The following is a 25,795-nucleotide window of genomic DNA, read 5'->3' as shown; positions in this document are numbered from 1 at the left end:
CCCATGTCGAAAGCCGCGCATCCGATGCGTCACGCCATCGCCCTGTCCGTTGCCCTGCTGCTGGCGGCCTGTTCGCAGTCGCAGGTGGAAAACAGCGAGAAATCCGCCGCCGACCCGGGCCATGGCAGCGGCGAACACGGCTCTTCTTCTTCGGCCGGCCTGCCCGCAGGCCGCGAGGCCGCCGGTGAAGCCCGCGCCAAGGTGAAGGGCAAGGCCACCAACCAGAGCTGCATCGACTGCCACGGGGCTGACGGCAATGCGCCGATCGACCCGACCTATCCGAAGCTGGGTGGGCAGTACGGCGACTATCTGGCGCACGCCCTGCAGGCCTACCGTGCCGGTGACCGCCAGCACATGTTGATGACGCCGCAGGCGAAGGACCTGAGCGATCAGGACATCGCCGATCTGGCGGCGTACTTCGGCAGCCGGCCGAGCCAGTTGCGGGATCTGCACGGGGTTAAATGACCGCCGGCCCCCGGTCTGTGCGGACCGATGATTGGTGGGTGCGGACCGTTGGTCCGCACAGATCCGGATATCCACGCATGGCGTGGATCTACTGAGCCGAGCGTGGGCTCGGCTCTACATCAATCGGCGCAACCGCTGGCGCCGGTCAACGCTCAGCCTTCCAGCTCTTCCCAGCGTGCGTACGCGGCATCCAGCTCGGCCTGCACCTTGGCCAGCTGCTGGGTGTGCGCGGTCACTTCGGCGCTGCTGCGGGTGTAGAACGACGGATCGTTCATCGCCGAGGTCAGCCCTTCGACATCGCCTTCCAGCTTCTCGATGGTCTTCGGCAGCTGCTCCAGTTCGCGCGCTTCCTTGTAGGCCAGCTTGCGCTTCGGTGCGGCCGGAGCTGCAGCAGTCGGGGTGGCCGGTGCGGCGACCGCCGGCTTGGCTGCCGGTGCCGCAGCAGGCGTCGCCGCCACACTGGCCGCATAACGCTGCCAGTCGCTGTAGCCGCCGACGTACTCACCGATCACGCCGTCGCCTTCCATCACCAGCGTGGAGGTCACCACGTTGTCGATGAAGTCACGGTCGTGGCTGACCAACAGCAACGTGCCGGTGTAGTCGCCCAGCAGCTCTTCCAGCAGCTCCAGGGTTTCCACGTCGAGGTCGTTGGTCGGTTCGTCCATCACCAGCAGGTTGGACGGCTGCGCGAACAGCTTGGCCAGCAGCAGGCGGTTGCGTTCGCCACCGGACAGGCGGGTGATCGGTGCGCGCGCACGTTCCGGGGTGAACATGAAGTCCTGCAGGTAGGCATGCACGTGCTTGCGCTTGCCGTTGAACTCGAGGAAATCGCGGCCTTCGGCCACGTTCTCGATCGCGCTCCAGTCTTCGCGCAGCACCGCGCGGTACTGGTCGAAATAGGCGATCTGCAGGTTGGTGCCGGCGTTGACTTCGCCCTTGGCCGGCTGCAGTTCACCCAGCAGCAGTTTCAGCAGCGTGGTCTTGCCGCTGCCGTTGGGGCCGATCAGGCCGATGCGGTCACCGCGCAGGATGGTGGTGGTGAAGTCGCGGACCATGGTGCGCTCGCCGAAGGCGAACGAAATGTCCTTGACGTCGATGACCTTCTTGCCGGAGCTGACGCCCTGCGCGGCTTCCATCTTGACGTTGCCGCTGAGATCGCGGCGCTGCGAACGCTCGGTGCGCATCGCCTTCAGGCGGCGCACGCGGCCTTCGTCGCGGGTACGACGGGCCTTGATGCCCTGGCGGATCCACACTTCTTCCTGCGCCAGCAGCTTGTCGAAGCGTGCGTTTTCCTGCGCCTGCGCGTTGAGGCGTTCCTCGCGACGGCGCTCGTAGTTGGCCCAGTCGCCCGGCCAGCTGGTGACCTGACCGCGGTCGATCTCGACGATGCGGGTGGCCAGCGCACGCAGGAAGCGGCGGTCATGGGTGACGAACACCACGCTGCCACTCCAGCCCTTCAGGAACGCTTCGAGCCAGTCGATGGCTTCGATGTCGAGGTGGTTGGTCGGTTCGTCCAGCAGCAGCACATCCGGGCTGGACACCAGCGCGCGGGCCAGCAGCACGCGGCGCTTCATGCCGCCGGACAGGCGGCCAAACTCGGCCTCGCCGTCCAGGTCGAGCTTGGTCAGGGTTTCGCTGACACGCTGGTCCAGGCCCCAGCCGTTGGCGGCGTCGATCTTGGCCTGCACATTGCCGAGGGCTTCGCCATCGAACACCTCGGCATGGCTGAGGTGGTGGAATTCGGCCAGCCACTGGCCCAGTTCGCCGAGGCCATCGGCGACGACGTCGAACACCGAGCCGGCGGCGCCGTGTGGCACTTCCTGCTCCAGGCGGGTGACGCGCACGCCCTGCTGCACGCGGACTTCGCCGTCATCGGGCTTGTGGTCGCCGGACAGCAGCTTGAGCAGGGTGGATTTGCCGGCGCCGTTGCGGCCGATCAGGGCGATGCGTTCGCCCGGCTCGATCGACAGTTCGGCCTTTTCCAGCAACAACGGGCCGCCGACGCTGAAGTCGACGTTCTGCAGAGTAATCAGAGGCATCCGGATATTGTACGGGTTGGGGGCGTCGGCCGGGTTGCACCCGGCACCCGCAGAGGCAACCGCCGCAGCCAAAGCAACGTCAAAAGCTGGTTTCCTGTGGGATGGCGGGATGGGTCCGGTCGCGGGGGACGCCGTAAACCCGTCCCTGGGGGCTTGGCCGCGGCATCCATGCCGCGGACACCCCCGCAACCGGACCCATCCCGCCTTCGACAGATTTCTGCGATCTGTCGGAACGGCATTCTGCTCTGGTGGGTGTCGAACTTGGTCGACACGGTAGATCCACGCCATGCGTGGATGAACGCTGGAGGGACTGTCGATGGATGGGATCGACTGGGGGTCTGATGGATTACTCCACCTGCCCCAGCAACGCCTGCAACCCCGGCAGCCACTGCTTGCCCGGGTGGCGCACCAGCCACAGCGTGCGCTGCAGGGGAGGCAGCGGGGTGTCCAGCACGCGCAGGTGGCCCAGCGCCAGCGGCTCTTCCAGCGCGTGGCGCGAGAGGCAGGCCAGGCCGAGGCCGGCGATCGCGGCCTGCTTGATCGCTTCGGTATTGCCCAGCTGCAGGGTCTGGGCGAAACCTCGCAGATGCGGCAGCAGGGCCTGCTCCACCGCTTCGCGGGTACCGGAACCCGGTTCGCGCAGCAGCCAGCGGGCGCGGCGCAGTTCGTCCAGCGTCCAGCGCGGCGGAGCGTCGTCGGCGGCGACGATCACCAGCGGATCCTGCTGCCAGGCGGTCACCTGCAGGCCGCGCTCGTGACACGGGCCTTCGATCAGGCCGGCGTCGACGTCCAGGCGCTGCACGGCGGCGACAACGCCGGCACTGTTGTCGATGCGCAGATCGACCTCGGCCTGTGGCGCCTGGCGCAGCAGTTCGGCGATGCGTGGCGGCAGCAGGTAATTGCCGATGGTGGTACTGGCCGCCAGCACCAGCCGCAGCGGCGCGCCCTGCGACGGGTCGCCGCCGGCGGCCAGCTGCCGCTCCAGATCGGCGGCGTTGACCAGCAAGGTACGCGCCGGCTCCAGCAGTGCGCGGCCGTGCCCGTTCAGCGCCAGGCGGCGTCCGATGCGGTCGAACAGCGGGGTGCCGAAGTGGGCTTCCAACTCCTGCAGGGCGGCACTGCTGGCGGATTGCGAAAGCGCGATGGCCTGGCCGGCGGCGGTAGTGCTGCCGTGATCGGCGATGGCGACGAAGACCTGCAGCTGGCGCAAGGTCAGGCGCATGGCACTTACCTTCTTTATGGGTAGGTTTCACCCATATTATTCGTTTTACAGGTAATCATCTCAGGCGCACGCTTGCCCCATCTCTCCAGCGCTGCCCGTGCCATGAACGCCCCCGCCCTCTCCCCCTGGTCCCTGCCCGCCCTGCGCCAACGCTGGCAGCCGCGCCTGCCCGGCCTGCTGCTGGTCGGCCTGATCGCAGCGGCGTCGCTGTACCTGGCCGAGCTGCCGTGGCTGCAGGCACACGGCCTGAGTGCGCTGACCGTGGCCATCGTCGCCGGCATCGTGATCGGCAACACCCTCTACCCGCGGCTGGCGCCGAGCAGCGCGGCCGGTGTCGGCTTTTCCAAGCACTGGCTGCTGCGCGCCGGCATCGTGCTGTACGGCCTGCGCTTGACCTTCCAGGACATCGGCCACGTCGGCGTCAGCGGCGTGCTGATGGACGTGCTGGTGGTCGCCAGCACCTTCGGCCTGGCCTGCTGGCTGGGTGTGCGCGTGTTCAAGATGGAGCGCGAGGCAGCGATGCTGATCGGTGCTGGCAGCGCGATCTGCGGCGCGGCAGCGGTGATGGCCGCCGAACCCGTGGTGCGTGGCCGCGCGGCACAGGTCACGGTGGCCGTGTCGACGGTGGTGGTGTTCGGCACGCTGGCGATGTTCCTGTACCCGGCGCTGTATGCCCTGGTGCAGTCGCACGGCTGGCTGGCGGTGGATGCGCGGCAGTACGGCCTTTTCACCGGTGCGACGGTGCATGAAGTGGCACAGGTGGTGGCGGCAGGCCGCGCGGTCAGCGAAGCGGCGGCCGACACGGCGGTGATCACCAAGATGGTGCGGGTGATGCTGCTGGCGCCGTTCCTGGTTGCGCTGTCGCTGTGGCTGGCGCGTGGCGGCAAGGCCAGCGCCGACGGCAGCAAGGCGCGCATCGTGGTGCCGTGGTTCGCCTTCGGTTTCGTGGCGGTGGCCGGTTTCAACTCGCTGCATCTGCTGCCGGCTGGCCTGCAGGCCGGGCTGGTGCAGCTGGATACCGTGCTGCTGGCGATGGCGATGGCCGCGCTGGGCCTGACCACCCACGTCTCGGCGCTGCGCCAGGCGGGCCTGAAGCCGCTGCTGCTGGCGCTGATCCTTTTCGCCTGGCTGCTGTTCGGGGGGGTGGCGATTCATCAGGGCGTGTTGGCGGTGCTGGGCTGAGCCTACCCCCGATGTAGAGCCGAGCCGACGCTCGGCTTCAGAGGTGAAGCAGCCGAGCATCGGCTCGGCTCTACAAAGGGCAGCCGCGCGCGACCGGACGGGTACAATGCGCCATGACTGACTTCTCGACCCTGCCGCTGAGCCCGGCCCTGCAGCCCGGCCTGGATGCCCTCGGCTACACCACCCTCACCCCCGTGCAGGCGCAGAGCCTGCCGGCCATCCTGGATGGCCGCGATGTGATCGCACAGGCGCCGACCGGCAGCGGCAAGACCGCCGCCTTCGGCCTGGGCCTGCTGCAGGCCATCGACCCCAGCCTGATCCGCGTGCAGGCGCTGGTGCTGTGCCCGACCCGCGAACTGGCCGACCAGGTCGGCAAGCAGATCCGCAAGCTGGCGACCGGCATCCCCAACCTGAAGCTGTTGCTGCTGGTCGGTGGCGTGCCGCTGGGCCCGCAGCTGGCGTCGCTGGAAGGCCATGACCCGCACGTGGTGGTCGGCACGCCCGGCCGCGTGCAGGAGCTGGCACGCAAGCGCGCGCTGAACCTGGGCGCGGTGCGCACACTGGTGCTGGACGAGGCCGACCGAATGCTCGACATGGGCTTCGAGGAGCCGATCCGCGAGATCGCCGGCCGCACCCACAGGGACCGCCAGAGCCTGCTGTTCTCGGCCACCTTCCCCGACAGCATCCGCGCCATGGCGCGTGACCTGCTGCGCGACGCGGTGGAAGTGACCGTGGAAGGCGCCGACCAGGCACCGGCCATCCGCCACCTGTTCTGCGAGGTGGAACCGGCGCACCGCCAGAAGGCGCTGGCGGGCCTGCTGCTGAAGTACACGCCGGAGTCGGCGGTGGTGTTCTGCAACACCCGCAAGGACGTGGACGAAGTGGCCAACTCGCTGCAGCAGTTTGGCTTCTCCGCACTCGCCCTGCACGGCGACATGGAACAGCGCGACCGCGAGGAAGTGCTGTTGCTGCTGGCCAACCGTAGCTGCAACGTGCTGGTGGCCAGCGACGTGGCCGCACGTGGCCTGGACGTGGAAGAGCTGGCGGCGGTGATCAACTACGAGCTGCCGACCGACGTGGAGAGCTACCAGCACCGCGTGGGCCGTACCGGCCGTGCCGGTGCCAGTGGCCTGGCGATCAGCCTGGTGGCCGGTCGTGAAAAGACCCGCGCCGAAGCGATTGAAGCGCACATGGGGCAACCGCTGGACTGGCAGAAGACGCCGCTGGCGACCTCGCGCCCGGCCGAGCTGCCGCAGGCCGCGATGCGCACGCTGCGCATTGATGGTGGCAAGACCGACAAGCTGCGCCCGGGCGACATCCTTGGCGCGCTGACCGGTGATGCCGGCCTGTCAGCCAAGTTCATCGGGAAGATCGCGATCTTCCCGACCCGATCCTACGTGGCGATCGCCCGAGAGCAGGCCAACAAGGCCGTGGCCAGGCTGGAAGCCGGCAAGATCAAGGGCCGTCGCTTCCGCGTGCGGATGATGTGATTGGCAAGGTAGTCGCCGGGCATGGCCCGGCACTACCTGCATGCCGTGTGTAGCGCCGGGCCACGCCCGGCGACAGACTCAGAACACCAGTTCGGTGTGCAGCGGCAAATCCGATTCCCAGCGCGCACGACCGCCGAGGCCATCGAGCTCGACCAGCACGCCGGCACCGACCACGTCAACGCCCAGGCGGCGCACCAGCGACAACGCAGCGACCAGCGTGCCGCCCGTGGCCAGCACGTCGTCGATGATCGCCACGCGGGCACCGGCCGGCAGCGCATCGGCGTGCACTTCGATGCAGTCGCTGCGGTATTCCAGCGTGTATTCCTCGCGCAGCACCTGACCCGGCAGCTTGCCCGGCTTGCGCACCGGCACGAAGCCCACGCCCAGTTCCAGCGCCATGGCGGCACCGAGGATGAAACCACGCGATTCGATGCCAACCACCGCGTCCAGCTTCTGGTCGCGCCAACGGTCGGCCATCGCGGTGATGGCACCGCGGAAGTCCTCGCCATGGGCGAGCAGCGGCATGATGTCCTTGAAGAGGATGCCGGGCTTGGGGAAGTCGGCGATGTCGCGCAGGCGGGAGGCCCACTGCGGAGCGACGAGGGCGTCGGTCATGTCACGTTGGTTGTCTGATGGCGGCATAGGGTACCTGTTCCGGGCGCCGGCTGCCTGTTGGGGGTGTCGGCCGGGCTGCGCCCGGCACCTGCAGAGGCTTCAAGCAACGGCAACGGCAACAGCAGAAGCGGGTTTCCTGTGGGATGGCGGGGTGGGTCCGGTTGCGGGGGCCGCTGCAAGTACGTCCATGTAAGCTCGGTCGCCGCATCCATGCGGCTCACGCCCCCGCAACCGGACCCACCCCGCCTTCGACAGTTTCCTGCGATCTGTCGTAGATCCACGCCATGCGTGGATGAATCTTCATCGAAATCGAATATTTCGAGAATTGAACGAAGAGCATCCACGCATGGCGTGGATCCACCGTGTCGACCAAGGTCGACACCTACCCACAGCAGCGGGAATCTGTCGGAGGTGGGGCGGTGTGGGGCTGCAGGACCGTTGGCGCCATGGATGGCGCCATCGAGCCCCCAAGGATGGGTTTACGGCGTGTCCTGCAGCCCCACACCGCCCCGCCAGACCATCGACAATCCAGAGCCGCTTTGGCTCTGGCTTTGGCTTTGGCTCTGGCTTTGGATTCGGCCCTTGCCTCTGCAGGTGCAGGGCGCAGCCCTGCCGAAACCCACCCTCAGGAACTGCAGGACAGCATCGAGCAGCCGGCGCGATTGTCGGCCCACGCCGGGCGCTTGCTGGCGAAGTGTTCCAGACCGGAACGCTCGGTGTATGGATTGCGCAGCACGTCCTGCAACGCATGAACACCGCCGAGGTCGCCCTGCTCCGCGCGATCGATGGCTTCCTGGGCCAGCCAGTTGCGCAGCACGTACAGCGGGTTGGCCGCTGTCATCTTCGCCAGGCGTTCGCTGGCCGACAGCGGATCGGCCTGCAACCGCACCGCATAGTCCTGCAGCCACTGCTGCAACGGCGCCTGCACCGCCTGCTGGCGCGCCTCGTCGTAGTACACCGCATCCAGCAGCGCCACATCCGGTGCCGCCGGATCGATACGCATCAGCGCACGCCAGGCCAGGGTCATGTCCATACCCCCATCCTGCATCAACTGCTGCCAGCGCAGGTAGAGCTGCAGGTCGTCATCGTCGGCCGCAGCCAGGCCGAGTTTGGCTGCGGCATCGCGGCGCGTGCAGGCCACGAAGGTGGACTGGTATGCAGCCAATCCAGCCTGCAACGGTTCGACATCGGCAAACAACGGTGACAATGCCTGTGCCAATCGGCTCAGGTTCCAGTACGCCACCTGCGGCTGGGTGCCGAAACGATAGCGCCGGCCTTGGGCATCGGTGGTGTTCGGCGTCCAGTCCGGATCGAAATCCTCGACCCAGCCATATGGACCGTAGTCGAGCGTAAGACCAAGAACGGACAGGTTGTCGGTGTTCATCACGCCATGCACGAAGCCGACGCGCATCCAGTGCGCGATCATCTCGGCGGTGCGCACCGCGATCTGCGCGAACCAGTCGCCATACAGCGCCTCACCCTGCCCTTGCAGTTCGGGGAAGTCGCGGGCGATGCAGGCACCCACCAGCTGCTGCAGCAGTGCGGTTTCCCCGCGCGATGCCGGAAGCTCGAAGGAACCAAAGCGCAGGAACGACGGCGACACGCGGCATACGATGGCGCCGGGCTCTGCACGCGGATGACCGTCGTAGAACATGTCGCGCACCACGTCGTCGCCGGTACCAACCAGCGACAGCGCACGCGTGGTCGGCACGCCAAGGTGGTGCATCGCTTCACTGCACAGGAACTCGCGGATCGACGAGCGCAGTACCGCGCGACCATCGGCGCCGCGCGAGTACGGCGTGGGCCCCGCCCCCTTCAGCTGCAGCTCCCAATGAAGGCCATCGGGCGCGACCAGTTCACCCAGCGAGATCGCGCGACCGTCGCCGAGCTGGCCGGCCCAGTGACCAAACTGATGGCCGCCGTAGTTGGCCGCCCAAGGCTGCATGCCGGCGTACAGTGCGTTTCCGCCAAACACCTGCGCGAAGCTTTCGCTTTCGACTTCAGCGGTATCGAAACCAAGCATCGCGGCAACATCCGGCGACCAGGCCAGCAACGTGGGCGCCGTCACCGGGGTCGGCATCACCGGCGACCAGGCCGCACCCAGCACTTCGCGCCGCCGCGGGCCGGATTCGGGATCGCCCGGCAGGGTCTGCAGCAGGCGGTTGTCGAAACGGGGGCTGTCGGTATCCATGGTGCTGAAGATGGGGGCGACGGCCGCCCTCCTCAATTGCCGCTGAGCGCCTGCAGGTGGCCGCCGTGGGCCTCGGCACGCTGGTAGGCGGGTCGCTCACCGATACGCTTGAGGAAGCCACGCAGTGCCGGCTTGTCGTCGAGGCCACCGCCGCGCGCGGCCGCAGCCTGGATCGGGAAGCTCATCTGGATGTCGGCCGCACTGAAGCGTTCACCGGCAAACCACGGGCTTTCGGCCAGGCGGCGCTCCATCCAGTCCAGGTGCAGGCGCCGCTGTGGGCCGATGAAGCCACGTTCGGCCTTGTCGGCGATACTGCGCGCGATCGGACGGGCGAAGAACGGCATCGGCGCGTTGCGGATGCGGCCCATCACCAGGGTCAGCAGCAGCGGCGGCATCGCCGAGCCTTCGGCGTAGTGCAGCCAATAGCGGTAGGCGATGCGCTCGGCGCCATCGGCCGGCATCGGTGACGGCGACAGCTGGCGTTGGGTGTCGTAGCGATCCGCGAGGTAGTCGAGGATGGCACCGGACTCGGCCAGTACCAGCTCGCCATCCTGCAGTACCGGCGACTTGCCCAGCGGGTGCACGTTGCGCAGCTCCGGCGGCGCCAGCAGCGTCTTCGGATCGCGCGGATAGCGGCGCAGTTCGTAGTCCAGCCCCAGCTCCTCCAGCATCCACAGCACACGCAGGGAACGGGAGTTTTCCAGGTGATGGACGATGCGCATGGGGATGATCCTTGGGGAGGCCCGCATCGTACCGCGAGCAGTGCATGCCCCATGTAGTGTCGAGCCATGCTCGACTGCCTTTGGAAAGCAGTCGAGCATGGCTCGACGCTACAGAACAGCAGGCAACAAAAAACGCCGGAAGCTTTCGCTTCCGGCGTTCTGGCTACCAAACGGTAGCAGACGGATTAGACCGCCTGCACCTGGTCAGCCTGCATACCCTTCTGGCCCTGGACGGCGATGAAGGTAACCTTCTGGCCTTCCTGCAGGGTCTTGAAGCCGGTGCCCTGGATGGCACGGAAGTGCACGAACAGGTCCGGGCCGCTTTCCGGGGTGATGAAGCCGAAGCCCTTGGCGTCGTTGAACCACTTGACGGTGCCGGTCTGACGATCAGACATTTGACTAACTCCTGAAACACATGTTGAAAAAAATCGCAGCCACCGGGTATCGGGGCCGAGACTGAGTTGCAGGCGTTGGTAAAGCGGATCGATGAGCGGATCGTGAGATCAACTGCACCAGGCCACGATTCACGGTGACCCTAGCAAACACAGTGGGTCGAACGATACGCGTGTTTTCTGCAAAAAGCGATAGCCCGGACGTTCATGGGCAAACCCTGCCCGCTAGGCGTGACAAGGCTTGGCAGCCGATCAAGCCTAACTCCGAGTCCCCATTCAGGTTTTTCCTACCCTACACTGGGTAAATGACTGAAGCTGAAACCCAAGCTGAACCCGCCCTGCCCCGCATCTGGGTGGACGCGGATGCCTGCCCCACCGTCATTCGCGACATCCTGTTCCGTGCCGCTGAACGCGTTGGGATCGAGCTGACCCTGGTCGCCAATCAGTGGATCCGCACCCCGCCATCGCGCTGGCTGCGCTCGATCCAGGTGCCGCAGGGCCTGGACGTGGCCGACAGCGCCATCGTCGAGCGGGTCGCCGCCGGAGACCTGGTGGTCACCCAGGACATCCCGTTGGCCGCCCTGGTGCTGGAGAAGAAGGCCGTGGCGCTGAACCCGCGCGGCCAGCTGTACACCCCGAACAACATGGCCGAGCGGCTGTCGATGCGCAATTTCATGGAAGAGCTGCGCGGCGCCGGGGTGCAGACCGGCGGCCCGCCGCCGCTGGGCCCGCGCGACCGGCAGCTGTTCGCTGCCGAGCTGGACCGCTGGTTGGCCCGACGCCCGGTTCGCTGAACGGCCCTACCCGCCCTGGCCGGGCAGGCACAGGCGGCGCCGGCTGCTGAACCGCCGGGGCTCCCCGCTCAATGGGTCATCGAAGGCCAGCCCCTGCGCCAGCAGCTGCAGGGGCGACTCGACCGCTTCATCCGGGCGCGGCCTCAGCAGCGGATACAGGTCATCGCCCTCGATCGGCGCGCCCAGCGCCGCCATGTGCACGCGCAGCTGGTGCTTGCGGCCGGTTTCCGGCAGCAGCCGGTAGCGCCAGACCGGCCCTTCGGCCTCGATCAGCTCGATCCGGCTGCGCGCATTGGGCTCGCCCGGCACTTCGGCCATGCGGAAGAATGGCTCCCCCGGCACCAGGCGGCTGTCCCGCTGCAACGGAAACGCCAGCCCGGGCAGCGCCGGTGCCAGCGCCTCATAGGTCTTCTCGATGCGGCGCTCGCGGAACAGCCGTTGATAGGCATCACGCGTGGCTGCCTGGGTCGAGAACAGCACCAGGCCGGCGGTCAGCCGGTCCAAGCGGTGCAACGGCGCCAGTTCGGTGTTGCCGGTGCGTGCGACCAGGCGCGCCAGCAGGGTTTCGCGCACATGGCCACCGGCCGGCGTCACCGGCAGGAAGTGCGGCTTGTCCGCCACCAGCAGGTGCGCATCCAGATGCAGGATGGTCTCGGCGAAGGGAACCACCGGCTCGTCGGCCACCTCGCGGAAGTACTGGATTTCCAGCCCCACCTGCCAGGGCATGTCCGGCGCCAGTGCCCTGCCCTGCGGATCCTGCACACGGCCTCGGGCGAAGCGGTCCTGCCACTGCGCACGGTCGATGCGAGGGAAACGTGCACACAGGCCATCAAGCAGGCTGCGCCAGTGGCCGGGCGGCAGCTGCAGGCGGCTGGGCAGGGTCATCGGTGGCACTCCTGCGGCAGGAAAGAGTGAAAGGGTGCCACGTTGACGCGCCACAGACAGCCCGGCCACGGACACCCCTGGAGCAAACCTCTATCATTGTCGTCTTTAGTCCACGGACCCCCCATGGCTCTCACCGCCACCATCCGCAAGGCCGAACTGCAGATCAGCGACATGGATCGCGGCTACTACGTGACCCACAACCTGACCCTGGCCCAGCACCCGTCCGAGACCGACGATCGCCTGATGGTGCGCCTGCTCGCCTTCGCGCTGAACGCCGGCGACCGCCTGGAATTCGGCCGCGGCCTGAGTACCGATGACGAGCCGGACCTGTGGGAGCACGACTACACCGGCGACATCCTGCAATGGATCGACCTGGGCCATCCAGACGAATCGCGCATCCGCAAGGCCAGCAACCGCAGCCGCCAGGTGCAGGTGGTGAACTACGGCGGCAACGCTTCGGACATCTGGTGGAGCAAGCAGAGCAAGGGCCTGGCGCGCTTCGACAACCTGTCGGTGGTCGACCTCGATGGTGCCTTCGTCGAACTGTGGGGCCAGCAGATCCAGCGCGCCATGCGCTGGAGCGTGCTGATCCAGGACGGCGAAGTGCAGCTGCTCAACGACCAGATCCAGCTCGACGTAATCCCGAACTGGCGCAAGCGCGCCAAGGCATGAGCACCCTCCGTTGCGATGTGGTGGTCATCGGCGCCGGCGCGGCCGGGCTGATGACCGCAATCACGGCTGGCCAGCGAGGCCGCCAGGTGCAGGTGATCGACCATGCCAACAAGGTCGGCAAGAAGATCCTGATGTCCGGCGGTGGCCGTTGCAACTTCACCAACACCGGCACCACCCCGGCCAACTTCCTGTCGGCCAACCCGCACTTCTGCAAGTCGGCGCTGGCGCGCTACACGCCCTGGCACTTCATCGAGCTGGTGCACAAGCACGGTATCGCGTATCACGAAAAAGAGCTGGGCCAGCTGTTCTGCGATGTCTCGTCCAAGCAGATCGTGAAGATGCTGGTGGACGAATGCCAGGCGGCCGGCGTGCAGGTGCGCACCGAGTGCAGCGTGCAGCGCATCGAGCACGGCAGCGATGGCTTCCGCGTGCATACCACCCATGGCCTGTTCCATTGCGCCTCGCTGGTGGTTGCCACCGGCGGCCTGTCCATTCCCAGCATGGGTGCCACCGGCTTTGGTTATGAAGTGGCCCGACAGTTCGGCCACCAGGTGCTGCCGACCCGCGCAGGGCTGGTGCCGCTGACGCTCAGCGGCAAGCACCAGGAACGGCTGGCCGATCTCAGCGGCGTCGCTCTCCCCATCGAGGCGCGCTGCAACGGAAAGAGCTTCCAGAATTTCATGCTGCTGACCCATCGCGGCGTGAGTGGCCCGGCGATCCTGCAGATCTCCTCGTTCTGGCAACCCGGCGATGCGCTGGAGCTGGACCTGCTGCCCGGCCAGGATGCCGGCGAGTGGCTGCGCCAGATGAAGCGAGAGCGCCCGGCCGCCGAGCTGCGCACGGTACTGGGTGAGGTGCTGCCCAAGCGACTGGCGCAGCGCCTGTGCGAACACTGGTTGCCCGACCGCCCCGTGCGCCAGCTGGACGAGCCGGTGCTGCGCCAGGCCGCGCAGCTGCTGGGCGCGTTCCCGCTGGTGGCCAGTGGCACCGAGGGCTACCGTACCGCCGAGGTCACGCTGGGTGGCGTGGACACCGCCGAGGTCTCCTCTTCGACGATGGAATCCAAGCGCGTACCGGGCCTGCATTTCGTTGGCGAGGTGCTGGATGTGACCGGCTGGCTGGGCGGCTACAACTTCCAGTGGGCCTGGGCCAGCGGCCACGCGGCCGGTGGCGTGGTGTGAACCACATCGCCGTTCGATGCGTGCAAGGGGTGCGCGCATGGACGGTTCGGCGCGCATCGTGTATCTAGATTTGCAGATTGGGGAGCAGTGCATGCAGAACGCGAACGACATCACCATCCGCCTGCTGATCGTCGATGACAGCGGCGAGAACGCCGAGGCCATCGTCAGCACCCTGCGCAACAGCGGCATCGCGGTGCGTCCGTGGCGCCCGCAGGATGCTGCCGAGCTGTCCCAGGTGCTGGCCAGCCAGGCCATCGACCTGGTGCTGGCTTCGCCCTCGCAGGGCATCCCACTGCCACTGGTGGCCCAGCATATTGCTGCCAGCGGCAAGGACATTCCGCTGGTGCTGCTGGCCGAACGCATCGACGAGGACGAGCTGGTACAAGCCAGCAGCCACGGCATCCGTGCCCTCGCCCTGCGCCAGCGTTCCGAGCACCTGCTCGCCGTGGTCCGTGATCAGTGGGTGGACCTGCAGGCGCGTCGTGGCCTGCGCCGCATCGAGGCGCAGATGCGCGAGACCGAGCGCCGCTGCGATGCCCTGATCGCTTCCTCGCGCGACCCCATCGCCTACGTGCATGAAGGCATGCACATCCGCGCCAACGACGCCTATCTGGAGATGTTCGGCTACGAGCATTTCGACGATATCGAAGGCATCTCGCTGCTGGACATGGTCGCCGCCCAGCATGTGGAAGGCTTCAAGCAGCTGCTGAAGGGCCTCAGCCGTGGCGAGGCGCCGCCGCCGCAGTACCAGCTTGACGCGCGCCACGAGGATGGCAGCGCGTTCCCGGCAACGATGGAATTCACCCCCGCCACCTACGAGGGCGAATCCTGCCTGCAGGTGGTACTCCGCCGCCGCATGGAATTCGACCCGGAACTGGCGCGCGAGGTCGAGGACCTGCGCCAGCGCGACCAGGTCACCGGCCTGCTCAACCGACCGACCTTCATGCTGCAGCTGGAAAGCGCGGTGGCCCAGGCCGGGCGCAGCGAAGGCCAGTTCGGCCTGCTGCTGATCGAGCCGGACCACTACGCGCGCCTGCTGCCGGATATCGGCCTGGCCTCGGCCGACATCCTGATCGGCGCCCTCGCCGCCCTGCTGGCCGAGGTGGTTGGCGAGGACGCGCAGCTGGCCCGCTTCGGCGAACACAATTTCGCCGTGCTGCAGGCCGGGCCCTACGCGCAGACCGTGGCACTGGCCGAGCGCATCCGCGAAGCCTACGCCGCACACGTCTTCAGCATCGGCGCGCGTTCGGCCACGGTAACGGTCAGCATCGGTGGCGTGCAGGTGGGCGAGAAGATCGCCAGCATCGGCCAGGTGCTGGCACGCGCCAGCGAATGCACGCAGGCCGCCGCCGAACTGGGCAACACCTGCCGCATCTTCGACCCGGCCGCTGCCGACCGCGTGGAGGAAGAACGCGTACTGCGCTGGGTCACCCGAATCCGTGAAGCACTGGCCGGTGATGGCTTCCAGCTGCACTACCAGCCGGTGCTGAACCTGCAGGGGGAGTCGCTGGAGCTGTATGAGGCCTACCTGCGCCTTGAGCACAATGGTGAACTGCTGAGCCCGACTGCGTTCCTGGGCATCGCGGAGGAACACGACCTGCTGGCCGACATCAACCGCTGGGTGGTGTCACGGGCGATCGCTGTGCTGGGCCAACGTGCACGCGAAGGCCATGCCACGCAGATGCTGGTGAAGGTGACGCCAGAGTCGTTCGACGACCCGCAGATGATCGCCACCCTGCGTCGGGAACTGCAGGCACAGGGCGTGCCCGGCGAACGGCTGTGGCTGCATGCGCCGGAAGCAAAGGTGTTCACCCATCTGCGCAGTGCGCAGCAGTTCCTTGCCGAAGTGGCGCCGCTGGGCTGCCGCATCGGCCTGGAGCAGTTTGGTTCGGGATTGGACTCGTTCCAGCTGCTGGCCCACTTCCAGCCGCAGTTCCTCAAGCTGGACCGCGGTTTCACCAGCGATCTGGCCGCCACCCGAGAAAACATCGACCGCATCAGCCAGATCACCGCGCGCGCGCAGGAAGCCGGCATCCGCACCATCGCCGAGTTCGTCAGCGATGCCAACTCGATGACCCTGCTGTTCAGTGCCGGCGTGGATTACGTGCAGGGCGACTTCGTCGGTCCGGCGTTGCCGGAGATGGGGTTCGAGTTTGGTTGACGCCTCTCTGTAGAGCCGAGCGATGCGCGGCTGCGAGACTCAAGCGAAGAGCAGCCGAGCATGGCTCGGCTCTACACAAAGAGAAGGCCGGCTTTCGCCGGCCTTTTCATTGATCAGGTCATGTCGACCAGATTGTCGATCTTCACGTCCGGGTTGACGTCGGCCTCGTAGTCGACGCCCTCCACGCCAAAGCCGAACAGGCGCAGGAAGTCGGCCTTGTAACCGGCCAGATCGCTGATCTCGTACAGGTTCTCGTTGGTCACCTGCGGCCACAGCGCAACCACCTTGCCCTGCACGTCTGCCGCCATTTCCTTGTAGTCGGCACGCAGGCGGCCTTCCTCATCGACCAGCGCAACGGTATGGCCCTCGCCATCGACCAGGTCGTGGCGCAGGCGATCGATCGCCACGCCGTCGGCCTTGCCGCCGTAGAGGATGTCGTACAGCACATCCAACTGCTCGATGCAGCCTTCGTGGGTGCCCTTTTCCTTCATCACCTTGAACAGCAGCGACAGGTACAGCGGCATGGTCGGAATCGCCGAGCTGGCCTGGGTCACCACCGCCTTCAGCACCGATACGCGTGCATCACCACCAATCTTGGCCAACTTCTCGCGCAGGCCCAGCACCTTGGTGTCCAGGTCCTTCTTGGCGGCACCGATCGAGCCGTTCCAGTAAATCGCCTGGGTGATCTCTTCGCCCACGTAGGTGAAGGCGGTGGTGGTGCAGCCGTTGGCCAGCACGCCGGCATCGGCCAGCGCGTCGATCCACATCTGCCAGTCCTCACCGCCCATCACCGCGACGGTACCGGCGACTTCTTCCGGGGTGGCCGGCTGCAGATGGGTCTCGGTCAGCACTTCCTTGTCGGTATCCAGGCCACGCAGCGTGATCGGCTCGCCGATCGGCTTCAGCGTAGAGCTGATGATTTCACCGGTCTTCGGGTGCTTGCGGCGCGGCGCAGCCAGGCTGTAGACGACCTGATCGACCTGGCCGAGATCGGCCTTGATCATTTCGATGGTCTTCGCCTTCACTTCATCGGAGAAGGCATCGCCGTTGATGCTCTTGGCGTACAGGCCGGCTTCGTCGGCGTACTTGTGGAACGCGGCCGAGTTGTACCAGCCCGCGGTACCCGGCTTGGTCTCGCTGCCCGGGCGTTCGAAGAAGATGCCGAGGGTCGCGGCGCCACTGCCGAAGGCAGCGGTGATGCGCGCAGCGAGGCCGTAGCCGGTGGAGGCGCCGATCACCAGCACGCGCTTGGGGCCGTTCTGGATCGGCGGGCGCGCGCGGATGTAGTCGATCTGCTGCTTGACCGCGGCCTCGCAGCCGGTCGGGTGGGTGGTGACGCAGATGAAGCCGCGGACGCGCGGTTTGATGACCATGGATACCTCGGGTTGGCAGATGCGGCGCGCGGGGCGCTCAGCAGGAATATGGGTGCGCGCATGCGCGCGCGAACCGCAGGATCGTAGTGCGCGGGGGCCGAATGCACAACCGACGCTGCCGTAGGGTGGTGTTTCTTTTGCAGGGTTGCACCCTGCACCCGCAGAGGCCTGAGCAACGGCCAGAGCCAGAGCAACGTCAAAAGCTGGGTTCCTGGGGGTGGGCGGGGGTGGGTCCGGTTGAGGGGGACGCTGCAAGTACGTCCATGTAAGCTCGGTCGCCGCATCCATGCGGCTCACGCCCCCTCAACCGGACCCACCCCGCCTTCAACAGACTTCCGCGATCTGTCAGGACGGCATTCTGCTCTGGTGGGTGTCGACCTTGGTCGACACGGTAGATCCACGCCATGCGTGGATGACTCATTCGATATCTGACAGGTGTGTCGACCAAGGTCGACACCTACCAACAGCCGCAGGAAACGATCTGGGGCAGAGCCCCCTGAGTCAGGGGGCGGCCGCGAAGCGGCGGGGGTCTGGGAGCTGGTAAGTGGGGCCCACGGTTCGCGCAGCGAAGCGTGGGAGCGACAGCGCGCATGCGATGACGCGTACCAGCCCTGCCAACAAAAAACCCCGCTTGCGCGGGGTTCTCTGTGCATTGCGTGCAGCGCGAACGCTTACGGGCGACGGGCCAGGGCCTCGACGTCCTTCGCCTTCGGCAGCAGGTCCTGCTTGCTCACGCGCAGGAAACCGATCGTCAGCATCGGCACCGCCACCAGGATCGAGGACAGCACCACGATCACCGCACCGATCATGTGCGTCTCGGCCAGGCCTTCCATCGAGCTGCCGCCGTACATGTACAGGGCCAGTGCCGACAGGAAGAACATCACCGCGGTGATCACCGTACGCGACAGCGTCTGGTTGATCGAACGGTTCAGCACTTCCATCGAGTCCACGCGCAGGCTGCGGAAGTTCTCGCGGACGCGGTCGAAGACCACGATGATGTCGTTGATCGCAAAGCCCATCACCGACAGCAGGCCGGCCAGCACGGTCAGGTCGAACTCACGGCCCAGCAGGGACACGTAAGCCACCGTCACGATCAGGTCGAACATGGCCACGATGCTGGCGGTGACCGCGAACTTCCATTCGAAGCGCACGGCGATGTAGATCAGGAAGCCGGCCAGCATGAAGATGGTGGCGTACAGGCCATTCATCGCCAGGTCCTTGCCGATCTGCGGGCCGACGAACTCGTTGCGCAGTACGGTGGCCTGGTTGTCAGCCGTGGACAGTGCCTTCACTACAGCGGCAGCGGTAGCCTTGTCTTCGGTGGCGGCAGCACCCGTGCCCGGAGCATGCTCGCCGTGTGGCGCCAGGCGGATCAGCAGGTCGGTGTTGCCACCGACGCTCTGTACCTGGGCGCCGTCGAAGCCATTCTGCTCGAGCTTGGTGCGGACCTGCTCGACGTCCACCGCCTTGTCGAAGCGGGCTTCGATCAGGGTGCCGCCGGTGAAGTCCAGCGCGTAGTTGAAGCCCTTGAACGCGATGATGCTGATCGACGCCAGGAACACCACGATGGTGACTGCCATGGCGACATGGCGCCAGCGCATGAAGTCGATCTTGGTGTCGTTCGGGAGGATGTGCAGCGGAAACAGTTTCATTGTGCGTGTCGTCCCGTCAGATGGCCACGTTCTGGAGCTTCTTGCGACGGCCGTAGATCAGCGTCGCCAGCGCACGCGACACGGTGATCGCGGTGAACATGGAGGCGAAAATACCGATGATCATGGTCAGCGCGAAGCCCTTCAGCGGACCGGTACCGAATGCAAACAGCGCCACACCGACGATCAGGCCGGTCAGGTTGGCGTCGAGGATGGTGCCCGAAGCACGCTCGTAACCGGTCACGATCGCGGTTTTGCCCGGCACGCCGGCACGCAGTTCTTCACGGATACGCTCGTTGATCAGCACGTTGGCGTCCACTGACAGGCCGACCGACAACGCCAGGCCGGCAAAGCCCGGCAGGGTCATGGTCGCGCCGAACAGCGACATCACCGCCACCACGATCAGCAGGTTGAACAGCATCGCGATCGAGGTGATCACGCCGAACATGCGGTAGTAGACGCTGAAGAACACCAGGGTGAACAGGAATGCGAACACCACCGCGCGCATACCGTTCTTGACGTTCTCGGCACCCAGGCTCGGGCCGACCACGCGCTCTTCGACGAAGTCCATCGGCGCGGCCAGCGAGCCGGACTTCAGCAGCTTGGCCAGGTCCTCGGCTTCCTTCTTCTGAAGGCCGGTGGTCTGGAAGTTCTTTCCGAACACGCCGTTGATGTTGGCCACCGAGATCACTTCCTCGTTGACCTTGAAGCCACGCACTTCCTGGCCGTCGACAACGGTCACGGTCGGTACGCGCTCGGTGTAGACCACCGCCATCGGCTTGTTCACGTTGGCGCTGGTGAAGTCGAACATGCGCTGGCCGCCGACATTGTTCAGCGTCACGCTGACCGCCGGAGAACCGCTGTTCGAATCGGTCACCGCCTGCGCGCCGACCATCTGGTCACCGGTGACGATCACGCGCTTGTTCAGCAGGACCGGACCACCGCCATCACGACGCTGGTAGACCTTCGCTTCCGGCGGGATGCGACCGGAGTTGATGGCGTCCTGCGCGTTGCCCTCGACCACCGCACGGTATTCCAGGGTGGCGGTGGCACCGATCATGCGCTTGGCTTCGGCCGTGTCCTGCACGCCCGGCAGCTGCACGACCACGCGGTCGGCACCCTGGCGCTGGATGATCGGCTCGGCCACACCCAGCTGGTTCACGCGGTTGCGCAGGGTGTTGATGTTCTGCTCGATGGCGCCGTTGGCGATCTGGGTAATCTCGGTTTCCGGCACGGTCACCGTGATGCGATTGCCACTGACGTCGTAGCCGAGGGTCGGCTGCGCCTTGACCAGGGCAGTGCGGGCACGCTGCGCGGCGTCGTCACCGGCGGACGGGCTCAGGTTGGCCACGATACTGTTGTCAGCACGGCGTTCCACCGACTGGTACGGAATGCGGGCGTCGCGCAGGGTGCTGCGCACGTCTTCGGTGTAGGCATCCAGGCGCTTGTCGAGCGCGGCCTTCTGGTCGACCTGCAGCACGAAGTGCACGCCGCCCTGCAGGTCCAGGCCCAGCACCATCGGGCGACCGCCGAGGTTGGCCAGCCAGTCCGGCACGGTCGAGGCCAGGTTCAGGGCCACGGTGTACTTTTCGCCGACCGTGTCACGCAGGGCGTCGCTGGCAGCGGACTGCGCCTTCAGGTCCGGCAGGCGGACGATCAGGCTCTCCCCTTCCTTCTCGGCACCGAGGGCGTCCACACCGGCCTTTTTCAGGTCGGCCAGCACACGGTCGCGCAGCGCGTCGTCGACCTGTCCGCCACGGTTGGCGGTGATCTGGACGGCCGGGTCCTTCTGGTAGATGTTGGGCAGCGCGTACAGCGCGCTGAGCGCCAGTACGATCAGGATGACGACGTACTTCCAGCGTGGAAATTCGAGCATTGCTTGGGTCCCGCGCGGCGCCATCCCCGGCGCCGCGGTTGTGCATCGGAAAGGGAGTGGCTTACTGGGCCGACTTCAGGGTACCGGCCGGCAGCACGTTGCCGACAGCGCCCTTCTGCACGCGGATGCGCACGTTGTCAGCCACTTCGATGGTGATGAAGTTGTCGCCGATGTCGGTGACGATGCCGGCGATGCCGCCATTGGTCAGCACTTCATCGCCACGCTTGATCTTCTCCAGCATGGCCTTGTGCTCCTTCTGCCGCTTCATCTGCGGGCGGATCATCAGGAAGTACATGATGGCGATCAGGATGACCGGGAACAGCAGCGTGGTCAGGCCCATGCCCTGCGGTTGGCCGCCGGCGGCCTGGGCGTGGGCGGCGGGAATCAGGAAAGCAAGCAGGTTCATCGTTGGTCCTTTGGTTGGGCGGCGCTCCGGCCCTTTCACGGGCACGGGGTGTCGACCGCGGATCTGGGTCAGCCTTGAAGTATGCCACGGCCCCGGGCGTTCGTCCTTGGGCCGTTTGGCAGGGGGTACTCGGTTTACAGGGGCGGCGCGACCGCCCCGCGTGCCGCGTAGAAAGACTCACGGAAGGCCAGGAAGGTTCCCGCTTCGATGGCCGCACGGATGTCGGCCATGAGCTTTTCGTAATAGAACAGGTTGTGCAGGGTACCCAGCATCGGCGCCAGCATCTCGTTGCAGCGGTCCAGGTGGCGCAGGTAGGAACGGGTGTAGCCACCGGTGCAGGCCACGCAGCCGCAGCCGGGCTCGATCGGATCCATGTCGCGCGCGTACTGCGAGTTGCGGATGCGGACGGTGCCGAACGAGGTGAAATAGTGACCGTTGCGCGCGTTGCGGGTGGGCATCACGCAATCGAACATGTCCACGCCACGTGCGACACCCTCGACCAGGTCTTCCGGCCGGCCCACGCCCATCAGGTAGCGCGGGCGGTCACCCGGCAGCTCCGGGTCCAGGTGGTCGAGCATGGCATTGCGCTCGTGCTCCGGCTCGCCCACGGCGAGGCCGCCGATGGCGTAACCGTCGAAGCCGATCGCCTGCAGGGCCTCGGCCGAGCGGCTGCGCAGGTCGGTGTGCACGCCACCCTGGACGATGCCGAACAGGGCCGCGTCGTTGCCCAGCTCGTCATGCGCGTTGCGGCTGCGCTGCGCCCAGCGCAGGCTCAGTTCCATGGAACGGCGGGCGACGTCTTCGGTGGCCGGGTACGGGGTGCACTCGTCGAAGATCATCACCACGTCCGAATCGAGCACCTTCTGGATCTTCATGCTCTCCTCCGGGCCCAGGAACACGCGAGCGCCGTCGGTGGGCGAGGCGAAGGTCACGCCCTGCTCGGTGATCTTGCGGCGGTGGGCCAGCGAAAACACCTGGAAGCCGCCGGAGTCGGTCAGGATCGGGCCATCCCAGCGGCAGAAGCCGTGCAGGCCGCCGTGGTCGGCGATGATGTCCAGGCCCGGGCGCAGGTACAGGTGGAAGGTGTTGCCGAGGATGATCTCGGCGCCCAGCGCACGCACCTGGTCCGGCAGGATGCCCTTGACCGAGCCATAGGTCCCCACCGGCATGAAGGCCGGCGTTTCCACCGTGCCACGCGGGAAGGTCAGGCGGCCACGGCGGGCACGGCCGTCGCGGGTCTGGAGCTGGAACTGCAATCGGGACATGGAGCGGTCATTCGGGCAAATAGTCGCTCATTGTCTCCCAAAACCGGCTCGACCGCCCATTCAGGCCTGAACGGCACGGCAGTAGAGCCACGCCATGCGTGGCTTTCCTGGTCTCCAGGCACCTGCAAGTGCGCACCAACGGTGCGCACCCACCACAAGCAGGCAGAGGTCAGCGCCCTACCCCGCTTGCGGGAACAGCAGCATGGCGTCGCCGTAGCTGAAGAAGCGGTAGCGCTGCTCGATCGCGTGCTGGTAGGCCTCGAACACCCTTTCCTTGCCGGCGAACGCGGAGATCATCATCAGCAGCGTGCTTTCCGGCAGGTGGAAGTTGGTCACCATCGCGTCGACGCTGCGGATGCGGTAGCCCGGGGTGATGAAGATCTGCGTTTCACCGGCGAACGGCAGCAGCTCGCCATCGCGCATCGCGCTTTCCAACGCGCGTACCACGGTGGTGCCGACGCCGATCACCCGGCCGCCGGCCGCGCGCGTGCGCCGTACCTGCTGCACCAGCTCCGCGCCCACGTTCAGCCACTCGCGGTGCATCACGTGATCCTTCAGGTCATCGGCGCGCACCGGCTGGAAGGTGCCCGCGCCGACGTGCAGAGTGACATGGCCGAAGTCCACACCCTTGTCCTTCAGCGCGGCCAGCAGCGGTTCGTCGAAATGCAGGCCGGCGGTCGGCGCCGCCACCGCGCCCACTTCGCGCGCGAACACGGTCTGGTAGCGCTCGCGGTCGTCCACGCCCGGCTCGCGCTGGATGTACGGCGGCAGCGGCAGCCGGCCGGCATGCAGCAGCCACTGTTCCAGCGATTCCGGCACATGGAACTGCAGGACGTAGAACTCGCCATCGCGGCCCAGCACCTCGGCTTCGCCACCGGCATCCAGCGCGATGCGGCTGCCGGCCTTTGGCGACTTGCTAGCGCCGACCTGGGCACGGGCCTGCTGGCCGCCGAGCAGGCGTTCGATCAGGATCTCCACGCGGCCACCGCTGGCCTTCTGCCCGAACAGGCGCGCCGGGATCACCCGGGTGTCGTTGAACACCAGCAGATCGCCCGGCTGCAGCAGGGATGGCAGATCACGCACCTGCAGATCGGTGAAGCCATCGGGCGCCGGCGGGACCAGCAGCAGGCGGCTGGCGGAACGTTCGGCCAAGGGTGCCTGCGCGATCAGTTCAGCCGGCAGGTCGTAGTGGAAATCGGACTTCTTCAAGGCAGTGGGCGGCAACAGGTCGACAATGGCGCGCATTGTACGTCCAGCGTCTGCGAGCCGGCGCGCTTCGCGGCGAACGTCGCGCAAAATGCTGCTATGCAGCAGGTTTCTGCGGGGTTATCGCGCAAAAAAACAAGTGCTAGCATCGAGCCGGAAGTCCGCTGCACGAGCCTGCCCCCAAGCGCGCGTGATGACGCGCGTTTTGCTTTTGAAGACCCGTGCGACCCTTTGTTTCAGGAGATCTGCAATGAGCTTCATCGAACGCCTCGCCCCCCTGCGCAACCAGCCCGGCACCCGCCTCACCTCCGGTCTGGACGATGCCACCCTGACCACCCTGTCCGCCAACCACCCGCAGCTGATCGCTGCGGTGGATGCCGCCGCCGAGGAATTCGCGCGCGTGCAGGCCGACCTGGGGCCGCTGCTGGCGCAGGACGAACAGGCGCAGATCGACGCGATGCAGGACGGTTTCGTCAATTTCTATGCCGATGACGCGGTGACCCCGTACGTGGCACTGGCCGCGCGCGGCCCGTGGGTGGTCACCCTGAAGGGCGCCGTGCTGTACGACGCCGGCGGCTACGGCATGCTCGGCTTCGGGCACACCCCGGATGCCGTGCTGGAGGCGATGGCCCGCCCGCAGGTGATGGCCAACATCATGACCCCCAGCCTGTCGCAGCAGCGCTTCATCACCGCCCTGCGCGCCGAGATCGGCCACCGCCGTGGCGGCTGCCCGTTCGCCCGTTTCATGTGCCTGAATTCCGGTTCCGAGGCCGTCGGCCTGGCCGCCCGCATCGCCGACGTCAACGCCAAGCTGCAGACCGACCCCGGCGCGCGCCACGCCGGCGCCGCGATCAAGCGCGTGGTGGTCAAGGGCAGCTTCCACGGCCGTACCGACCGCCCGGCGCTGTATTCCGATTCCAGCCGCAAGAGCTACATGCAGCACCTGGCCAGCTATCGCGGCGAGGACTCGGTGATCACCGTGGCGCCGTACGACGAGGCCGGCCTGCGCAAGGTGTTCGAGGATGCCGCACGCAACCAGTGGTTCATCGAAGCGGTGTTCCTGGAGCCGGTGATGGGCGAAGGCGACCCCGGCCGCTCGGTGCCGCCGTCGTTCTATGCCGTGGCCCGTGAACTGACCCGTGCCCATGGCAGCCTGCTGCTGCTCGACTCGATCCAGGCCGGCCTGCGCGCGCATGGCGTGCTCTCGGTGGTGGACTACCCGGGCTTCGAAGGCCTGGACCCGCCGGACATGGAGACCTATTCCAAGGCGCTCAACGCCGCGCAGTACCCGCTGTCCGTGCTGGCGGTAACCGAGCATGCCGCGCAGCTGTACCGCAAGGGCATCTATGGCAACACCATGACCAGCAACCCGCGTGCGCTGGACGTGGCCTGCGCCACCCTGGCCCAGCTGACCCCGCAGGTGCGTGCCAACATTGCCGAACGCGGTGCCGAGGCCGTGCGTAAGCTGGAACAGCTGAAGAACGAGCTGGGCGGGCTGATCACCAAGGTGCAGGGCACCGGCCTGCTGTTCTCCTGCGAGCTGGCCCCGCAGTTCAAGTGCTACGGCGCCAATTCCACCGAGGAATGGCTGCGCCAGCACGGCATCAACGTGATCCACGGTGGCGAGAACTCGCTGCGCTTCACCCCGCACTTCGGCATGGACAGCGAAGAGCTGGACCTGCTGGTGGGCATGGTCGGCCGCGCCCTGCGTGAAGGCCCGCGCCGCGAGCAGGCGGCGGCGGCGTAAACCCCCGCTTCGGTAGAGCCGAAGGCAGCGGCAGGAGCCGCTGCCAACGTCGCTGGCGACGGCCCGAAGGGTGCCGGTCAGGACGACCGGCATAGCCCATGCTCGGCTGGCGCCTTTGCCGCGATCTGAACGAAGAGCAGCCGAGCGCGGCTCGGCTCTACAGAAGGCCTCTCAAGGCCTCATAATCCTTGGGCACCCCGTCCCTGACCGCCCTGCGGTCGGCGACGGGGCGTTTTCGTTTCCGGCCAAGAGACAGGAAGAT

21 protein-coding genes are annotated in these 25,795 nt (G+C 66.7%); 8 read left to right on the top strand and 13 right to left on the bottom strand.

Annotated elements, in window-relative coordinates:
- The first annotated feature begins 3 nt into the window (after window positions 1–3).
- A complete protein-coding gene (locus GOC52_RS08670) occupies window positions 4–465 on the top strand; it encodes a c-type cytochrome (RefSeq protein ID WP_191851144.1) in 462 nt (153 codons plus the stop codon).
- A 152-nt stretch (window positions 466–617) separates the two neighbouring features.
- Here GOC52_RS08670 and GOC52_RS08665 read toward each other — a convergent pair whose 3' ends face one another.
- Together GOC52_RS08665 and GOC52_RS08660 are read right to left on the bottom strand one after the other, a co-directional pair.
- On the bottom strand, window positions 618–2,504 hold the full coding sequence (locus tag GOC52_RS08665; RefSeq protein WP_043397252.1) for an ATP-binding cassette domain-containing protein: 1,887 nt from the start codon (window positions 2,502–2,504) through the stop codon (window positions 618–620).
- Between the two features lie 346 nt (window positions 2,505–2,850).
- Complete coding sequence (locus tag GOC52_RS08660) at window positions 2,851–3,726, bottom strand: LysR family transcriptional regulator (protein WP_049454745.1); 876 nt, start codon at window positions 3,724–3,726, stop codon at window positions 2,851–2,853.
- A gap of 102 nt (window positions 3,727–3,828) precedes the next feature.
- Between GOC52_RS08660 and GOC52_RS08655 the strand changes: the two genes are divergently transcribed.
- Both GOC52_RS08655 and dbpA read left to right on the top strand, forming a co-directional pair.
- The gene (locus GOC52_RS08655) at window positions 3,829–4,908 is read left to right on the top strand and encodes a YeiH family protein (RefSeq protein WP_043396981.1); all 1,080 of its coding nucleotides are present in this window, start codon (window positions 3,829–3,831) and stop codon (window positions 4,906–4,908) included.
- Window positions 4,909–5,021: 113 nt separating this feature from the next.
- On the top strand, window positions 5,022–6,398 hold the full coding sequence (gene dbpA, locus GOC52_RS08650; protein WP_191851142.1) for an ATP-dependent RNA helicase DbpA: 1,377 nt from the start codon (window positions 5,022–5,024) through the stop codon (window positions 6,396–6,398).
- A gap of 78 nt (window positions 6,399–6,476) precedes the next feature.
- Here dbpA and GOC52_RS08645 read toward each other — a convergent pair whose 3' ends face one another.
- The 4 genes from GOC52_RS08645 to GOC52_RS08630 form a co-directional block, all read right to left on the bottom strand.
- Window positions 6,477–7,013, bottom strand: coding sequence for an adenine phosphoribosyltransferase (locus tag GOC52_RS08645; protein WP_043397250.1), 537 nt, complete (start codon window positions 7,011–7,013; stop codon window positions 6,477–6,479).
- 625 nt (window positions 7,014–7,638) lie between these two features.
- Window positions 7,639–9,204, bottom strand: coding sequence for a protein adenylyltransferase SelO (locus GOC52_RS08640; protein ID WP_043403200.1), 1,566 nt, complete (start codon window positions 9,202–9,204; stop codon window positions 7,639–7,641).
- 32 nt (window positions 9,205–9,236) lie between these two features.
- Window positions 9,237–9,926, bottom strand: coding sequence for a glutathione S-transferase family protein (locus tag GOC52_RS08635; RefSeq protein WP_010484523.1), 690 nt, complete (start codon window positions 9,924–9,926; stop codon window positions 9,237–9,239).
- Window positions 9,927–10,111: 185 nt separating this feature from the next.
- Window positions 10,112–10,321: a cold-shock protein gene (locus GOC52_RS08630; RefSeq protein WP_004153307.1), complete on the bottom strand. Its 210-nt coding sequence runs from the start codon at window positions 10,319–10,321 to the stop codon at window positions 10,112–10,114.
- A 302-nt stretch (window positions 10,322–10,623) separates the two neighbouring features.
- On the opposite strand from GOC52_RS08630, the gene GOC52_RS08625 reads away from it, so the two are divergent.
- On the top strand, window positions 10,624–11,112 hold the full coding sequence (locus GOC52_RS08625) for a YaiI/YqxD family protein (RefSeq protein WP_010484520.1): 489 nt from the start codon (window positions 10,624–10,626) through the stop codon (window positions 11,110–11,112).
- Between the two features lie 6 nt (window positions 11,113–11,118).
- Here the strand turns inward: GOC52_RS08625 and GOC52_RS08620 are convergent, their stop codons facing one another.
- The gene (locus GOC52_RS08620; protein ID WP_043403203.1) at window positions 11,119–11,997 is read right to left on the bottom strand and encodes a pseudouridine synthase; all 879 of its coding nucleotides are present in this window, start codon (window positions 11,995–11,997) and stop codon (window positions 11,119–11,121) included.
- A 123-nt stretch (window positions 11,998–12,120) separates the two neighbouring features.
- On the opposite strand from GOC52_RS08620, the gene GOC52_RS08615 reads away from it, so the two are divergent.
- The 3 genes from GOC52_RS08615 (at window position 12,121) to GOC52_RS08605 (ending at window position 16,011) form a co-directional block, all read left to right on the top strand.
- A complete protein-coding gene (locus GOC52_RS08615; protein WP_043403207.1) occupies window positions 12,121–12,669 on the top strand; it encodes a YaeQ family protein in 549 nt (182 codons plus the stop codon).
- The gene (locus GOC52_RS08610) at window positions 12,666–13,850 is read left to right on the top strand and encodes a BaiN/RdsA family NAD(P)/FAD-dependent oxidoreductase (RefSeq protein ID WP_049411433.1); all 1,185 of its coding nucleotides are present in this window, start codon (window positions 12,666–12,668) and stop codon (window positions 13,848–13,850) included. Before GOC52_RS08615 ends, GOC52_RS08610 begins: the two co-directional genes overlap by 4 nt.
- Window positions 13,851–13,941: 91 nt before the next feature.
- Complete coding sequence (locus GOC52_RS08605; protein WP_191851140.1) at window positions 13,942–16,011, top strand: EAL domain-containing response regulator; 2,070 nt, start codon at window positions 13,942–13,944, stop codon at window positions 16,009–16,011.
- Window positions 16,012–16,124: 113 nt separating this feature from the next.
- On the opposite strand, the gene fabV is transcribed toward GOC52_RS08605, so the two are convergent.
- The 6 genes from fabV to queA all read right to left on the bottom strand — a co-directional run bounded on the left by fabV (window position 16,125) and on the right by queA (window position 23,825).
- Window positions 16,125–17,384, bottom strand: coding sequence for an enoyl-ACP reductase FabV (gene fabV, locus GOC52_RS08600; protein ID WP_126560568.1), 1,260 nt, complete (start codon window positions 17,382–17,384; stop codon window positions 16,125–16,127).
- 671 nt (window positions 17,385–18,055) lie between these two features.
- On the bottom strand, window positions 18,056–19,036 hold the full coding sequence (gene secF, locus GOC52_RS08595; protein ID WP_010484505.1) for a protein translocase subunit SecF: 981 nt from the start codon (window positions 19,034–19,036) through the stop codon (window positions 18,056–18,058).
- A 16-nt stretch (window positions 19,037–19,052) separates the two neighbouring features.
- A complete protein-coding gene (secD, locus tag GOC52_RS08590) occupies window positions 19,053–20,909 on the bottom strand; it encodes a protein translocase subunit SecD (protein WP_043403221.1) in 1,857 nt (618 codons plus the stop codon).
- A gap of 61 nt (window positions 20,910–20,970) precedes the next feature.
- The gene (gene yajC / locus GOC52_RS08585; RefSeq protein ID WP_005409257.1) at window positions 20,971–21,315 is read right to left on the bottom strand and encodes a preprotein translocase subunit YajC; all 345 of its coding nucleotides are present in this window, start codon (window positions 21,313–21,315) and stop codon (window positions 20,971–20,973) included.
- A 134-nt stretch (window positions 21,316–21,449) separates the two neighbouring features.
- Complete coding sequence (tgt, locus tag GOC52_RS08580) at window positions 21,450–22,580, bottom strand: tRNA guanosine(34) transglycosylase Tgt (protein ID WP_029379947.1); 1,131 nt, start codon at window positions 22,578–22,580, stop codon at window positions 21,450–21,452.
- Between the two features lie 177 nt (window positions 22,581–22,757).
- The gene (gene queA, locus GOC52_RS08575) at window positions 22,758–23,825 is read right to left on the bottom strand and encodes a tRNA preQ1(34) S-adenosylmethionine ribosyltransferase-isomerase QueA (RefSeq protein WP_010484499.1); all 1,068 of its coding nucleotides are present in this window, start codon (window positions 23,823–23,825) and stop codon (window positions 22,758–22,760) included.
- 211 nt (window positions 23,826–24,036) lie between these two features.
- Between queA and GOC52_RS08570 the strand changes: the two genes are divergently transcribed.
- Window positions 24,037–25,533: an aminotransferase class III-fold pyridoxal phosphate-dependent enzyme gene (locus tag GOC52_RS08570; RefSeq protein WP_043403227.1), complete on the top strand. Its 1,497-nt coding sequence runs from the start codon at window positions 24,037–24,039 to the stop codon at window positions 25,531–25,533.
- Window positions 25,534–25,795: the final 262 nt, after the last annotated feature.

It is taken from the genome of Stenotrophomonas sp. SXG-1 (assembly GCF_014083965.1).
Classification (GTDB): domain Bacteria; phylum Pseudomonadota; class Gammaproteobacteria; order Xanthomonadales; family Xanthomonadaceae; genus Stenotrophomonas; species Stenotrophomonas geniculata.
Note: the sequence above shows the minus strand (reverse complement) of the source record. Positions and strands in the feature narration are given on the sequence as shown.